The organism is Serratia sp. KG1D, assembly GCF_037150675.1.
Classification (GTDB): Bacteria; Pseudomonadota; Gammaproteobacteria; order Enterobacterales; family Enterobacteriaceae; genus Serratia; species Serratia nematodiphila.
Genome location: NZ_JBAGIH010000001.1, coordinates 1,401,162 through 1,415,213, shown reverse-complemented (window position 1 = coordinate 1,415,213; position 14,052 = coordinate 1,401,162). Strand labels below are relative to the sequence as shown.

At 57.4% G+C, this 14,052-nt stretch carries 14 protein-coding genes and 3 tRNA genes; 12 read left to right on the top strand and 5 right to left on the bottom strand.

Features of this window, described 5'->3' with window-relative positions; genetic code table 11:
* Positions 1-28 precede the first annotated feature (28 nt).
* A complete protein-coding gene (gene rnt, locus WFM45_RS07045; RefSeq protein WP_336954973.1) occupies positions 29-712 on the top strand; it encodes a ribonuclease T in 684 nt (227 codons plus the stop codon).
* Between the two features lie 68 nt (positions 713-780).
* On the opposite strand, the gene WFM45_RS07040 is transcribed toward rnt, so the two are convergent.
* Positions 781-1,128 (bottom strand): Grx4 family monothiol glutaredoxin, encoded by a 348-nt coding sequence (locus WFM45_RS07040; protein ID WP_004931329.1) that lies wholly within the window; start codon positions 1,126-1,128, stop codon positions 781-783.
* Between the two features lie 416 nt (positions 1,129-1,544).
* Between WFM45_RS07040 and WFM45_RS07035 the strand changes: the two genes are divergently transcribed.
* Complete coding sequence (locus WFM45_RS07035; RefSeq protein ID WP_004931330.1) at positions 1,545-2,363, top strand: C40 family peptidase; 819 nt, start codon at positions 1,545-1,547, stop codon at positions 2,361-2,363.
* 199 nt (positions 2,364-2,562) lie between these two features.
* Positions 2,563-3,141: a superoxide dismutase [Fe] gene (gene sodB / locus WFM45_RS07030; protein WP_021505464.1), complete on the top strand. Its 579-nt coding sequence runs from the start codon at positions 2,563-2,565 to the stop codon at positions 3,139-3,141.
* A gap of 64 nt (positions 3,142-3,205) precedes the next feature.
* On the opposite strand, the gene cydH is transcribed toward sodB, so the two are convergent.
* Positions 3,206-3,295: a cytochrome bd-I oxidase subunit CydH gene (gene cydH / locus WFM45_RS07025; RefSeq protein WP_099032796.1), complete on the bottom strand. Its 90-nt coding sequence runs from the start codon at positions 3,293-3,295 to the stop codon at positions 3,206-3,208.
* A gap of 324 nt (positions 3,296-3,619) precedes the next feature.
* Between cydH and purR the strand changes: the two genes are divergently transcribed.
* Positions 3,620-4,645, top strand: a complete 1,026-nt coding sequence (gene purR / locus WFM45_RS07020; protein WP_004931336.1) for an HTH-type transcriptional repressor PurR — start codon at positions 3,620-3,622, stop codon at positions 4,643-4,645.
* Here purR and punR read toward each other — a convergent pair.
* A complete protein-coding gene (gene punR, locus WFM45_RS07015; RefSeq protein ID WP_004931338.1) occupies positions 4,642-5,586 on the bottom strand; it encodes a DNA-binding transcriptional activator PunR in 945 nt (314 codons plus the stop codon). The genes purR and punR overlap by 4 nt on opposite strands.
* Before the next feature lie 123 nt (positions 5,587-5,709).
* Between punR and punC the strand changes: the two genes are divergently transcribed.
* Positions 5,710-6,921: a purine nucleoside transporter PunC gene (gene punC, locus WFM45_RS07010; RefSeq protein ID WP_060559596.1), complete on the top strand. Its 1,212-nt coding sequence runs from the start codon at positions 5,710-5,712 to the stop codon at positions 6,919-6,921.
* Between the two features lie 344 nt (positions 6,922-7,265).
* Positions 7,266-8,417, top strand: a complete 1,152-nt coding sequence (cfa, locus tag WFM45_RS07005) for a cyclopropane fatty acyl phospholipid synthase (RefSeq protein ID WP_004931341.1) — start codon at positions 7,266-7,268, stop codon at positions 8,415-8,417.
* Positions 8,418-8,489: 72 nt separating this feature from the next.
* Here cfa and WFM45_RS07000 read toward each other — a convergent pair whose 3' ends face one another.
* Together WFM45_RS07000 and WFM45_RS06995 are read right to left on the bottom strand one after the other, a co-directional pair.
* Positions 8,490-8,783: an I78 family peptidase inhibitor gene (locus WFM45_RS07000; RefSeq protein WP_004931344.1), complete on the bottom strand. Its 294-nt coding sequence runs from the start codon at positions 8,781-8,783 to the stop codon at positions 8,490-8,492.
* A 54-nt stretch (positions 8,784-8,837) separates the two neighbouring features.
* Positions 8,838-9,488, bottom strand: a complete 651-nt coding sequence (locus tag WFM45_RS06995) for a riboflavin synthase (RefSeq protein ID WP_033633188.1) — start codon at positions 9,486-9,488, stop codon at positions 8,838-8,840.
* A gap of 239 nt (positions 9,489-9,727) precedes the next feature.
* On the opposite strand from WFM45_RS06995, the gene WFM45_RS06990 reads away from it, so the two are divergent.
* The 6 genes from WFM45_RS06990 (at position 9,728) to pykF (ending at position 13,787) form a co-directional block, all read left to right on the top strand.
* Positions 9,728-11,104 carry an MATE family efflux transporter gene (locus tag WFM45_RS06990; RefSeq protein ID WP_033633189.1) on the top strand — a complete coding sequence of 459 codons (1,377 nt, stop codon included), beginning with the start codon at positions 9,728-9,730 and terminating at the stop codon, positions 11,102-11,104.
* A gap of 181 nt (positions 11,105-11,285) precedes the next feature.
* Positions 11,286-11,362: transfer RNA gene (locus tag WFM45_RS06985), tRNA-Val, on the top strand.
* A gap of 20 nt (positions 11,363-11,382) precedes the next feature.
* A tRNA-Val gene (locus WFM45_RS06980) sits at positions 11,383-11,459 on the top strand.
* Between the two features lie 20 nt (positions 11,460-11,479).
* A tRNA-Val gene (locus WFM45_RS06975) sits at positions 11,480-11,556 on the top strand.
* Positions 11,557-11,675: 119 nt separating this feature from the next.
* A complete protein-coding gene (locus WFM45_RS06970) occupies positions 11,676-11,981 on the top strand; it encodes a cupin (protein WP_033633190.1) in 306 nt (101 codons plus the stop codon).
* 393 nt (positions 11,982-12,374) lie between these two features.
* Positions 12,375-13,787 (top strand): pyruvate kinase PykF, encoded by a 1,413-nt coding sequence (gene pykF / locus WFM45_RS06965; protein WP_004931353.1) that lies wholly within the window; start codon positions 12,375-12,377, stop codon positions 13,785-13,787.
* Positions 13,788-14,052 lie beyond the last annotated feature (265 nt).

Below are 14,052 nucleotides of genomic sequence, written 5' to 3'. Positions count from 1 at the left end.
CCTGCAACCGGGCGCAAAATTTGCCATAATGCGCGCTGCATTCGATGAAGATAAGAAACTGATGGCCGAGAAAAGTGATCTTAACGCCCTGAGTGGTCGTTTTCGTGGGTTTTACCCCGTAGTAATAGATGTTGAAACCGCCGGCTTCAACGCCAATACCGATGCGTTGCTGGAGATCGCCGCCGTCACGCTGAAAATGGATGAGGACGGCTGGCTGCAGCGGGACGAAACCCTGCACTTCCACGTGGAGCCTTTCGAGGGCGCCAACCTGCAGCAGGAAGCGCTGGCGTTTAACGGCATCGATCCGCACAATCCGCTGCGCGGCGCGGTCAGCGAATATGACGCGCTGCACGCCATTTTCAAAGCGGTGCGCAAAGGGCTCAAGGATCGCGGTTGCAATCGCGCCATTATCGTGGCGCACAACGCCAACTTCGATCACAGCTTTTTGATGGCCGCGGCCGAACGCGCCGGCCTGAAGCGCAACCCGTTCCATCCGTTCGCCACCTTCGACACCGCCGCGCTGAGCGGCCTGGTGCTGGGGCAAACGGTGCTGGCCAAAGCCTGCATCGCCGCCGGCATGCCGTTCGACAGCAGCCAGGCGCACTCCGCGCTGTACGACACCGAGCAAACCGCCCTGCTGTTTTGCGAGCTGGTTAACCGCTGGAAACGTCTCGGCGGCTGGCCGCTGCCCGCCGGCGATCTCGCCGAATAAAACCAACAAAAAAGGCGGCCCAGTTTGCACTGGCGCCGCCCGTTACGCGATAATCGCAAGCCCGTCGATTAAGACTGCTGGTCTTCCTGCGCTTTATACTTTTCTGCCGTTTCTTTGATCAGTTGCTGCAGTTCGCCGCGCTGATACATCTCGATGATGATATCGCAACCGCCGACCAGCTCACCATCTACCCACAGCTGCGGGAACGTCGGCCAGTTGGCGTATTTTGGCAGCTCGGCGCGGATGTCCGGGTTCTGCAAAATGTCCACATAGGCGAAACGCTCGCCGCAGGCGGACAGCGCTTGCACTGCCTGCGCGGAAAAGCCGCAGCTCGGCAGCTTTGGCGAACCTTTCATGTACAGCAGAATCGGGTTTTCAGCGATCTGGTGCTGAATTTTTTCAAGTGTCGTCGTCATTTATTGCTTCCTCAAGCCACATTTCATGGCTACAACATGCATCACGCGGGCTATTGTAGCGGCTGGAACAGTCGCAAGAAAACGCCATCTTTTGCAAGGATATTCGCCCGCCGCCGATCGCGTTTCACCGGCCACGTCATTCCGGTCAAAACATACGTTGAGAATAACATTTTTAATCCGACCATTTCACTAATATATTGCGCCGCGATGACGGCGCGGCTTAATTATATCCGCCACCGTCGCCTGGCGCTTTTTTATACATCAACAGGCTGATTTTAAACCAAAAAAAATGTCATTAACGTTTTCTCACAATATGGATTATTATTTATGAGTTCTTCGCTGTTTTATATGGTGAAGTTCGGGAATACTGTAACTCTTTCGATATCCGTTTCGGGGCCAAGGTTGGTGACGTCGACATGCGTTTAATTCTTACGCTCTTTGCGCTGCTGTTTACGCAGCTCTTCTTCAATTTGGCGCACGCTGCGCCACAGGCGCGCGTTGCCGCCGAGCAGCGTAAAAGCCATGCTAATGAAGCGCGGCCCGATGACCGCAGAAAAAAGAAAGCGGATAAAGCCGCCAAAAAAGCCAAAGTGACGGCCCCCGAGAAAAAAACCAAGACCGCCAAGGCCAAAAGCGAGAAAAGCGCGAAAAAGATCGTCAGCGCCAAACCCAAGGCCAAAGCGCAAAAAACCGCCAAGATTAAAGTCACCCCGCCGAAAAAGGGCTATAAAAAAGGCTATGGCCGCCACCGCGACGCCGGTATGGCCACCGCCAAACTGGCGCGTGAAGAAAAGCCGTTAAAACTCAGCCCGGCGCACAAAAAACGTTACCAGCATGCCAAACAGACCGCGATGGCCAAGCTGATGGATCAGATGGGCAAGCCTTACCGCTGGGGCGGCAGCTCGCCGCGCACCGGCTTCGACTGCAGCGGCCTTATCTATTACGCCTATAAGGACGTGGTGAAAATCAAGATGCCGCGCACCGCCAACGAAATGTATCACCTGCGCGACGCGGCGCCGATCAAGAAAAGCGAACTGGAAAGCGGCGATTTGGTGTTCTTCCGCATCAACAACCGCGGCGTGGCGGACCATGTCGGCGTCTATCTCGGCAACGGCAAATTCATCCAGTCGCCGCGCACCGGCGAAGAGATCCGCATCAGCCAGCTCGACAACGATTATTGGCAAAACCATTACATCGGCGCACGCCGCGTAGTGACGCCGAAAACCATTCGTTAATTCCCTGTTCTGCGCGGTTGCGGCCCCGGTCGCAACCGCCTGCTCAAGCTATCGCCCATCGCACTCCCCCACGCGCATTTCTCGCTTTTCCTCCTGTTTTTTATGATGAAAATTGTTAAGATTGAATGACCACAATAAAAAACGGCCCATCTGGCTCCCGCCTGGGCGGGAAGAAAGTGGCGCTGTAAAGGAGGAAGCAATGTCGTTTGAATTACCTGCATTACCGTATGAGAAAAACGCGCTCGAGCCGCACATCTCCGCCGAGACCCTGGAATACCACTACGGCAAACACCACAATACCTACGTGGTTAACCTGAACAACCTGGTGAAAGGCAGCGAGTTCGAGGGCAAATCGCTCGAAGAGATCATCAAGACCTCCAACGGCGGCGTGTTCAACAACGCCGCGCAGGTGTGGAACCACACCTTCTACTGGCACTGCCTGTCGCCACAGGGCGGCGGTGAACCGCAGGGCGAACTGGCGGCGGCGATCGTCAAATCCTTCGGCTCTTTCGCTGCGTTCAAAGAGCAGTTCACCGATGCCGCCGTGAAAAACTTCGGCGCCGGCTGGACCTGGCTGGTGAAAAAACCGGACGGCGCGCTGGCGATCGTCAACACCTCCAACGCGGCAACTCCGCTGACCGGTGAAGATAAACCGCTGCTGACCGTTGACGTGTGGGAACACGCGTATTACATCGATTACCGCAATGCGCGTCCAAAATACCTGGAAAACTTCTGGGCGTTGGTCAACTGGAAATTTGCGGCGGAAAACCTGGCGTAAACGCAGGCCTTGCCTAAGTGATGAGGCGCAGCCAGGCTGCGCCTTTTTTATAACTGGCGGGAGATCAGTTCAACGCGGCGACAAAGCTGAAAGCGATAATCATCGCCAACGCGCCGATGGTAGTGAACAGAGACATCTTCAGATCGGTATCCATGACAACTCCTTTAAAATGGGCTTTCCTAAGGATAAAAGGCGTACAATTAGTACGTCAAATCATTTTCCCACAGTTCGCCGATAAAATCTTGTTATCATTTCCCGGTTTATAATCTCGATTACCTCTTCCACTTTTGTTCAATATGCGACAAAATTCGCAGTTCACAACTGCGTACCGGCATCCATGCCCCTCCTGATTAAGCGCTGAAGACTTCAACACACTAAAAACTCAGTTTTCGCTTCTCTGGAGAAGGATCTACGTAGGCAAACGATTAACATCACACTTACATGCTGTAAACATGTGAGTTCAGGAGTCATTCCTTACATGGCAACGATTAAAGATGTGGCCAAACGCGCGGGCGTTTCCACCACCACCGTTTCGCACGTCATCAATAAGACTCGTTTCGTCGCCGAAGAGACCAAAGCGGCCGTGTGGGCCGCGATCAAAGAGCTGCACTACTCGCCGAGCGCCGTGGCGCGCAGCCTGAAAGTCAATCACACCAAGTCTATCGGTCTGCTGGCCACCTCGAGCGAAGCGCCCTATTTTGCCGAAGTGATCGAGGCGGTGGAAAACAGCTGCTACAGCAAAGGTTACACCCTGATCCTGTGCAACTCGCACAACAATCTGGACAAGCAGCGCGCCTACCTGGCGATGCTGGCGCAAAAGCGCGTCGACGGCCTGCTGGTCATGTGTTCCGAATACCCGGATCAACTGCTGGGCATGCTGGAGGACTACCGTAATATCCCGATGGTGGTGATGGACTGGGGCGCTGCGCGCGGCGACTTCACCGACACCATCATCGATAACGCGTTCGAAGGCGGCTATCTGGCCGGCCGTTACCTGATCGAGCGCGGTCACCGCGATATCGGCGCCATCCCGGGCCAGCTGTCGCGCAACACCGGCGGCGGCCGTCATCAGGGCTTTATGAAGGCGCTGCAGGAAGCGCATATCGACATTCGCGAAGAGTGGATCGTCCAGGGTGACTTCGAGCCGGAGTCCGGCTACAAGGCGATGCACCAAATCCTGTCGCAAAAACAGCGGCCGACCGCGGTATTTTGCGGCGGCGACATCATGGCGATGGGCGCCATCTGCGCCGCTGATGAGCTGGGGCTGCGAGTGCCGCAGGATATTTCCGTGATCGGCTATGACAACGTGCGCAACGCCCGCTACTTCACTCCAGCGCTGACCACCATTCACCAGCCTAAAGAGCGCCTGGGAGAAATGGCCTTCACCATGCTGCTGGATCGCATCATCAGCAAGCGCGAAGAATCGCAGGTGATCGAAGTGCATCCGAAGCTGGTGGAACGCCGTTCGGTCGCCGACGGTCCGTTCATCGACTACCGCCGCTAATCCCCTGAGCCGGAAGCCTGCACGGCTTCCGGCGCCGCCTCGCTCAGCCACTCCTGATTCAGCGTCTCGCCATCGCCCAGATACGCCAGCAGCCAACTCATCGCCGGCGACGGTTTATCCTGCTGCCAGGTCAGGCAGCAAGGGCTGGCGGGAAACGGCTGCTGCAGCTGCAACGCCTTCAGCTCACCGCGCTGCACCAGCGGCAGCGCCCGATGCGCCGGCATCATGCCGACGCACAGCCCGGCGCACAGACAGTCGAGCGCCGATGTCCAGTCCGGCACCACCAGCCGCCGCTGGTTATCCAGCGTCCAGGTGACGCGCTTGGGCAGATTGCGCGAGGTGTCTTCCAGACAAAGCGCAGGGTACGGCCTCAACCGATCGTCATTTAACGGCCCTGCCAGCTGCGCCAGCGGATGCTGTGGGCTGACTACGCACAGCCAGTTCATGTAGCCCATATCGCGGAAAGCGAAGCCGCCGCCGACCGGCACCGCGCGCGTGGCGCCGATCGCCATGTCCACCCTGCCGTCCACCAACGCATCCCAAACGCCGTTGAACACTTCGGGTTGCAGCATCAGTTCAACATCGGGGAAATGGCGGTAGAAATCCAGCACCAGCTGGCGGCTGCGCTGGGGTTTGACGATGATGTCGACTGCGATATTCAGCTGGCCGCGCCACCCGTTGGCCACCTGCTGACAGTGGCGACGGGTGTCGAGCATTTTTTTGATAACAACTCGCGCATCCTTGATAAACAGCGCGCCGGCTGGCGTCAACTCCACATCACGGTGACGCCGCTCAAACAGCGGCACCGCCAGCCATTGTTCCAGTTGCCGCACGGTATAGCTCACCGCCGACGGCACCCGGTGCAGCTCCTGCGCCGCCGCGCTGAAACTGCCGGTGCGCGCCACCGCGTCAACAACTTCAAGAGAATATTCAGACCACATCGCTTTGCCTTCAATTTTTTTAACAGCACTTTGCAAATATTACCGTTTCACAAGCAGAGATCCAGCCGGATACACTGGCCGGCGCTAAAAACCTGCGACACTAAAATATTAACGAGAAATACCATGCGAAATTCTTTTGGCTTTATGTTCTACCTCGCCGGCCTGAGCATGCTGGGTTATCTGGCGACCGATATGTACCTGCCCGCCTTCGGCGCCATGCGGGAGGAACTGCAAATTTCCGCCGGCGCGGTCAGCGCCAGCCTGAGCATCTTTCTGGCCGGCTTCGCTTTCGCGCAACTGCTGTGGGGGCCGCTCTCCGACCGGCTGGGCCGCAAACCGGTATTATTGATTGGCCTGACGCTGTTCGCGCTCGGCTGCCTGGGCATGCTGTGGGTAGAAAATGCCGTGCAGCTCTGGATACTGCGCTTTATTCAGGCCGTCGGCGTCTGTTCCGCCACCGCCATCTGGCAAGCGCTGGTGGTCGACCGCTATCGCGAAGGCCAGGCCAACCGCGTGTTCGCCACCATCATGCCGCTGGTGGCGCTGTCACCGGCGCTGGCGCCGCTGCTTGGCGCCTGGCTGCTGAACCACGCCAGCTGGCGTGCGATCTTCGCCGCGCTGTTGGTGATCACCGCGCTGCTGCTGCTGCCGACGTTACTGCTCAAAGAGCGCGCCAAAACGCAACCCGCCGCCGACGCGCCGAAAAACGGCGTCAGCTTCTGGCAACTGTTGAAATCTCCGGTGTTCAGCGGCAACGTCGCTATGTACGCCGCCTGCTCGGCCGGTTTCTTCGCCTGGCTGACCGGTTCACCGTTCATCCTCGGCGATATGGGCTATAGCCCGAGCGACATCGGTCTGAGCTATGTGCCGCAAACGCTGGCCTTCCTGCTGGGCGGCTACGGCTGCCGCGCCGCGCTTAAGCGCATCAATGGCAAAACCCTGCTGCCGTGGCTGCTGGTAGCTTATGGTGTCAGCATGGTGGCGCTGTATCTGGTGGCGACCCTGACCAATCCGACGCTCACCACGCTGCTGATCCCATTCTGCGTGATGGCGCTGGTCAACGGCGCCGGCTACCCGATCATGGTGGCGAATGCGCTGATGCCGTTCCCGGAAAGCAGCGGCAAAGCCGCCGCGCTGCAAAATACGCTGCAATTGGGGCTGTGTTTTGTGGCAAGCATGCTGGTGTCGGCGTTTATTGCCCAGCCGCTGTTGGCGACGGTGACGGTGATGGTATCTACGGTAGTCCTGGCCGCGCTGGGTTATTTCCTGCAGCGGGGAAAAGCGGCCGATGCGCAGCAAAAGGCACAGCGGGAACATGCTAACTCAGCGTCATAATTGCCAAGATTAATAATCACTTAAAGAATATGCGTGCCGAGTGCGATTTACAGTTGAGTCAACGCCTCGGCACGCCTATACTCAAAAACAACCTTGTAAAGTAACACCTTATAATCTCTATATCTCAATCAGCTATTGTGTACGCGCCTTGCGTCACACTCTTTTTTTAAAGGGGCGTTTATCCTGCGCCGTTTGCGTCGGGTCGTTTCTTTAAATTTCCTCTGTTCATAGTCGGATATCAGACGCCGCGGGCTTATTTCCCGTTGGTATAGGTATGCACCCGCAGAAATTGTCTAAGCTGTTTCCTAACGGGTCATCAGTCAGAAGAAGGTGATGGAGAAGCTATGAGTTCATCGTGTATAGAAGATCTGAGCATCCAGGATAACCAGTGGTACCGTATCGCGCACGAAATGCTCGGTCTGGCCGGTATCGAAATCAACGGATCGCGCCCTTTCGATATTCAGGTTAAAAATCCCGAATTCTTTAAACGCGTTTTGCAGCAAGGGTCACTGGGCCTGGGCGAAAGCTATATGGACGGTTGGTGGGAGTGCGAGCGGCTGGATATGTTCTTCCAGCGCGTGGTCAGCGCCGGGTTGGAGAAGAAACTCCCCCACCACCTGAAAGATACCCTGCGTATCGCCGCCGCGCGCCTGACCAATCTGCAATCGAAAAAGCGCGCCTGGATCGTCGGCAAAGAACATTACGATCTCGGCAACGATCTGTTTACCCTGATGCTCGATCCTTACATGCAGTATTCCTGCGGCTACTGGAAAGACGCCACCACGCTGGAGGAAGCGCAGGAAGCCAAGCTGCGGATGATCTGCGAGAAACTGCAGCTGCAGCCGGGCATGCGTTTGCTGGACATCGGCTGCGGCTGGGGCGGCCTTTCCGCCTATGCGGCGAAAAATTACGGCGTGTCGGTGGTCGGCGTGACCATTTCCGCCGAACAGCAGAAGCTGGCTCAGGCGCGCTGCGCCGGGCTGGATGTGCAGATCCTGTTGCAGGATTACCGCGATCTGCACCAGCAGTTCGATCGCATTGTCTCGGTCGGCATGTTCGAGCACGTCGGGCCGAAAAACTACCGCACCTATTTCGACGTGGTGGAGCGCAATCTGGCGCCGCACGGCCTGTTCCTGCTGCACACCATCGGCTCCAACAAGACCGACATGAACGTCGATCCCTGGATCAACAAATATATCTTCCCGAACGGTTGCCTGCCCTCCGTGAGACATATCGCCGAGGCCAGCGAAGGCCATTTCGTGATGGAAGACTGGCACAACATCGGCGCCGACTACGATCGCACGCTGATGGCCTGGTTCGAGCGCTTCAAACAGGCGTGGCCGCAGCTCGCCGAGCGCTATTCCGAACGCTTCGAACGAATGTTCAGCTATTACCTGAACGCCTGCGCCGGCGCGTTCCGGGCGCGCGATCTGCAGCTATGGCAGGTGGTGTTCAGCCCGAAAGGCGTTGAAGGCGGCATTCGCGTCGCCCGCTAAGCACTTGCCCGACAAAAAAAGCCCCGGCAACCTCATCGCCGGGGCTTTTTTTGCTCTTTCGAACCCTGCGGGTTAACCGCAATAAACGCGAATAATTTTATCGTCGCTGTCGCCAAGGAAGTTCAGGCGGCGCAGGTTGAAATCCATGGTGACGGCAGAGTTGTACGGAATGGCTCTCACCTTGCCGTCGATCCGCACGCCTTCCAGCGAGGTCATCGGTTTGCCGACAAAATTTTGATACTGCGAAGCGCCGCAGGTATCGTCCGCATCGGCCATTTGCGCGCCCGCGCCCTGCTCAGGCGAACTGCTGCAAGCGCTCAGCGCCAGCAACGCGGTTAACAACAACGTTTTCCCATAAAACTTCACGCGTTTCTCCTCTCTGCTTATGATTCGATGCCGGCGGTCACGCCAGAATCGCTGTCAGTCTTTGTGCGCCGGCGCCATCGCCGCGGCCAACGTCGCTTCCCGATTGGCCAGCACGCGCTCGACGGTGTCCACCACCGCCTGCGTTTGCGGATCGATCTCGATGTTCACCTTGTCGCCGAGGCGTTTTTTACCCAGCGTGGTGCGATCCAGCGTTTCCGGGATCAGGTGCACGCAGAAACGGTTATTCACCACTTCGCCGATGGTCAGGCTAATGCCGTCGATGCCGATGAAACCTTTGTGCAGCACATATTTCATCAATTCCGCATCCGGCATGCGCAGCCATACCTGGCGGTTATTTTCCGAGGTATAAATCTTGGCCACTTCCGCCGTGCAGATAATATGGCCGGACATCAAATGGCCGCCAATTTCGTCATTGAACTTCGCCGCGCGCTCGATATTGACGATGTCGCCCAGCGCCAGATCGCCGAGGTTGGTCAGGCGCAACGTTTCTTTGATCAAATCGAAGCTGACGCGGTTGCCTTCCACCGCGGTGACGGTCAGGCAGCAGCCGTTATGGGCCACCGACGCGCCCAACTCCAGCCCCGGCAGCAGCTCGTCAGGCATTTCGATCACGTGGGTGCGGAAATTGGGTTTCTCATCAATGGCGACCAGCGGCGCGGTGCCTTGTACGATACCGGTGAACATATGTGCCTCTTCTTGCTAAATAGGTTAAAACGCTACCGGCAGTTTGCCCCAGTTGGCGCTGAAAACCAAATCCGCGACGGCAAAAAAAGAATGGCTGCGCATTTAATAACTATTTATCTGCGGCGTTTGCTTAACGACGCCGAGCAGGTACAATCTTTTTGACAAAATTCCGCTATTTTAATTGTTGTCCTCTCGCGGCAGCCCTCCCTCCCACATATATAAATAGAAAAGGTGTATGCGTGCAGAAGTACTTAATTGAAGCGCGTAGTTTATTGGCTCTCGCTATCCCGGTCATCATCGCGCAAATATCACAAACCGCCATGGGCGTGGTGGATACCATCATGGCCGGCGCTTACAGCGCCACCGACATGGCGGCGGTGGCGGTCGGCACCTCGATCTGGTTGCCGGCCATTTTGTTCGGCCACGGCCTGCTGCTGGCGCTGACCCCGGTTATCGCCCAGCTCAACGGTGCCGGCCGTCGCGATCGCATCGCCCATCAGGTGCGTCAGGGCTTCTGGCTGGCCTCCGGCGTCTCCGTGCTGCTGATCGTCGTGCTGTATAACTGCAAGTTTGTCATCGACATGATGCACAACATCGATCCGCAGTTGGCGGATAAGGCCGTCGGCTATCTGCACGCCATCATGTGGGGGGCGCCGGGTTACCTGTTCTTCCAGGTGATGCGCAACCAGTGCGAGGGGCTGTCCAAAACCAAACCCGGCATGGTGATCGGCTTCCTCGGCCTGCTGGTGAACATCCCGATCAACTACATCTTTATCTACGGCAAGTTCGGCATGCCGGAACTCGGCGGCGTCGGCTGCGGCGTCGCCACCGGCAGCGTCTACTGGATCATGTTCCTGATGATGCGCTGGTACGTGAAGCGCGCGCCGTCGCAGCGCGACATCAAACGCCAGGCCGGCGATCTCGGCGGCCCGGACTGGGCGGCGCTAAGGCGCCTGATCGGCATCGGCATGCCGGTGGCGCTGGCGCTGTTCTTCGAAGTCACGCTGTTCGCGGTGGTGGCGCTGCTGGTTTCGCCGCTGGGGATCGTCGCGGTCGCCGGCCACCAGATCGCGCTTAACTTCAGCGCGCTGATGTTCGTGCTGCCGCTGTCGCTGGGCGTCGGCGCCACCATCCGCGTCGGTTATCGTCTGGGGGAAGGTTCTGTCGAAGGCGCGCGCGTCGCCGCTTACTCCGCCATCGGCGTCGGCATCACCATGGCCGTCTGCACCGCGCTGTTTACCGCCACTTTCCGCGAACCGATCGCCCTGCTGTACAACGACAGCCCGGCGGTGGTGGCGATGGCCTCGCAGTTGATGCTACTTGCGGCGCTGTACCAGATCTCGGATTCGGTCCAGGTGATCGGCAGCGGCGTGCTGCGCGGTTATAAAGATACCCGCGCGATCTTCTTCATCACCTTTATCGCTTATTGGGTATTGGGCCTGCCGAGCGGCTATCTGCTGGCGTTAACCGATGCGCTGGTGCCGGCGATGGGGCCAAGCGGTTTCTGGATCGGCTTTATCATCGGCCTGACCTTCGCCGCCATCATGATGGCGCTGCGCATGCGCTGGCTGCAGAAACAGCCGACTGCCGTTATCCTGCAGCGATCCACGCGCTGAATCCGCTCCCGGCCGGTTTCCTCCCCGGCCGGGTTGCGGTTTGCGGAAAAAAACGCCGGACTGCGCACAACCTCAGCAATCGCGTGAAATACCGAATAAAATTGCGCTTTTCCCCTTGCCAGCACGCAGGTAGCTCGTTAATATTCGTCCCCGCTGTCAGCCATGACAGGCAGGAAAAGATGCGTCCGTAGCTCAGTTGGTTAGAGCACCACCTTGACATGGTGGGGGTCGGTGGTTCGAGTCCACTCGGACGCACCAAATTCCTGAAGCAGTACAGTGCGTCCGTAGCTCAGTTGGTTAGAGCACCACCTTGACATGGTGGGGGTCGGTGGTTCGAGTCCACTCGGACGCACCAAATTTCAGAAGCAGCGCAGTGCGTCCGTAGCTCAGTTGGTTAGAGCACCACCTTGACATGGTGGGGGTCGGTGGTTCGAGTCCACTCGGACGCACCATATTGCTGATTCATCTCTCCCTGTCACGTTATACTTCCCGTTGTATCGTCTCTGCCCGACCGTTCGATTTTTCATGTCGATTGCGCCGAACTACCGCCATCAGCCATCAGGAACGCCACATGACCACCTTCACCGCCAAAACCGCCTTTTTGCCGCTCGACAATGGCCTTGCACGCCGTGAAGGCGTGATGAGCGACGGTTCGCCGGCGGCGGAAGTGCGTTTCGAGGCCGGCGCCTTCGGCCAGCTGCAAAAGCCCGCGCACGCGCTGCAAACCCGGGTGATATCCGGCGAATTCGAGTTCACCCTCGGCGGCGACACCCGGATAGTACGTGCTGGCGAGAGCCTGACCCTGCCGGCCAACGTCGCCAGCGGCTGCTTCTGCCTGAGCGCCGGTGTGCTGCTGGAAATCCCGCAAACGCGCTAAGTCGCATTTACAGCAAGGTTATTTGCGCAACAAGCTGTACGCAACGCGTTGCATTTGCGCCACATTTGCCCTCGTTTTGACATATCCGCCGCACCGCCGCGGTTTTTTATTTTGTTTCCCGCCGCTTAGCCTTTATAATGCGCAACGTCTATCAGTTGAATGGTTTCAGCCCTTGATCTGCGAAAACGCAATAATAACACGATGTGATCTTACCCCGTTGCGCAGCATCCCCGCGCCCCCGCGCGGGCTGAATTTTTCCGCCCCACTTCAACTGTCGTCACCTATCCTTAACTATGTTTTTCACCACCAGGCACGGCCCAAATTCCCTACCGGCGTAAACCGCGCCGGTCAAATTCGTTTTTTTATCTATCACAACTTGTAGAAAACTCCGCCATGAAAAAGACCAAAATTGTTTGTACCATCGGTCCAAAAACCGAATCGGAAGAAATGCTGACCAACCTGCTCAATGCGGGCATGAACGTGATGCGTCTCAACTTCTCTCACGGCGACTATGAAGAGCACGGCAACCGCATCAAGAACATGCGCGCCGTGATGGCGAAAACCGGTATCAACGCCGGCATCCTGCTGGATACCAAAGGCCCGGAAATTCGCACCATGAAACTGGAAGGCGGCAAAGACGCCTCGCTGGTCGCCGGCCAAACCTTCACCTTCACCACTGACCAGAGCGTGATCGGCAACAGCGAGCGCGTGGCGGTCACCTACGCCGGCTTCGCCGCCGACCTGAAGATCGGCAACACCGTGCTGGTTGACGACGGCCTGATCGGCATGGAAGTCACCAACGTGACCGAGAACGAAGTCATCTGTAAGGTGCTGAACAACGGCGACTTGGGTGAGAACAAAGGCGTTAACCTGCCGGGCGTGTCCATCCAGCTGCCTGCGCTGGCCGAGAAAGACAAACGCGACCTGATCTTCGGCTGCGAGCAAGGCGTCGACTTCGTGGCGGCGTCCTTCATCCGTAAACGCTCCGACGTGCTGGAGATCCGCGAGCACCTGAAAGCCCACGGCGGCGAGCAGATCCAGATCATCTCCAAGATTGAAAACCAGGAAGGCCTGAACAACTTCGACGAAATCCTCGAAGCGTCCGACGGCATCATGGTTGCCCGTGGCGATCTGGGCGTCGAGATCCCGGTAGAAGAAGTGATCTTCGCCCAGAAGATGATGATCGAGAAATGCAACCGCGCGCGTAAAGTGGTCATCACCGCCACCCAGATGCTCGATTCCATGATCAAAAACCCACGCCCTACCCGTGCGGAAGCCGGCGACGTTGCCAACGCCATCCTGGACGGCACCGATGCCGTCATGCTGTCCGGCGAGAGCGCCAAGGGCAAATACCCGCTGGAAGCGGTCAACATCATGGCGACCATCTGCGAGCGTACCGATCGCGTGATGCCAAGCCGTATCGACACCCTGAACGATCGTCGCAAGCTGCGCATCACCGAAGCGGTGTGCCGCGGCGCGGTTGAAACCGCCGAGAAACTGGACGCGCCGCTGATCGTGGTCGCCACCAGCGGCGGCAAGTCGGCGAAATCCGTGCGCAAATACTTCCCGAACGCGGTGATCCTGGCGCTGACCACCAATGAGACTACCGCGCATCAGCTGGTGCTGAGCAAGGGCGTCATCCCGCAGATGGTCAAGGAAATCGCCTCCACCGACGACTTCTACCGCATCGGTAAAGAAGCCGCCCTGGCCAGCGGCCTGGCGCAGAAAGGCGACGTCGTGGTGATGGTTTCCGGCGCGCTGGTGCCGAGCGGCACCACCAACACCGCCTCGGTACACGTGCTGTAATATAAAACGTGACATAATTGTCTTGATCAAAACGCCGCTTTGCGGCGTTTTTTTTATCAGCAGTAAACTATTTTTCTCAAAACGCAACCGCGATCCGCTCATTATTTAGCTAATAAAGAATCGGAGTAGTCCCATGGAAGCCGGCTGTTTTCCCTCGTTTTTTTAACTAATTTGTAAAACCAGATGCAAGTTTGAGCGAACGATCAAAATAAAGCACCTCAACACTAAAAAATTATTCTCTTTCGAAAAAAGTTTGTGTAATACT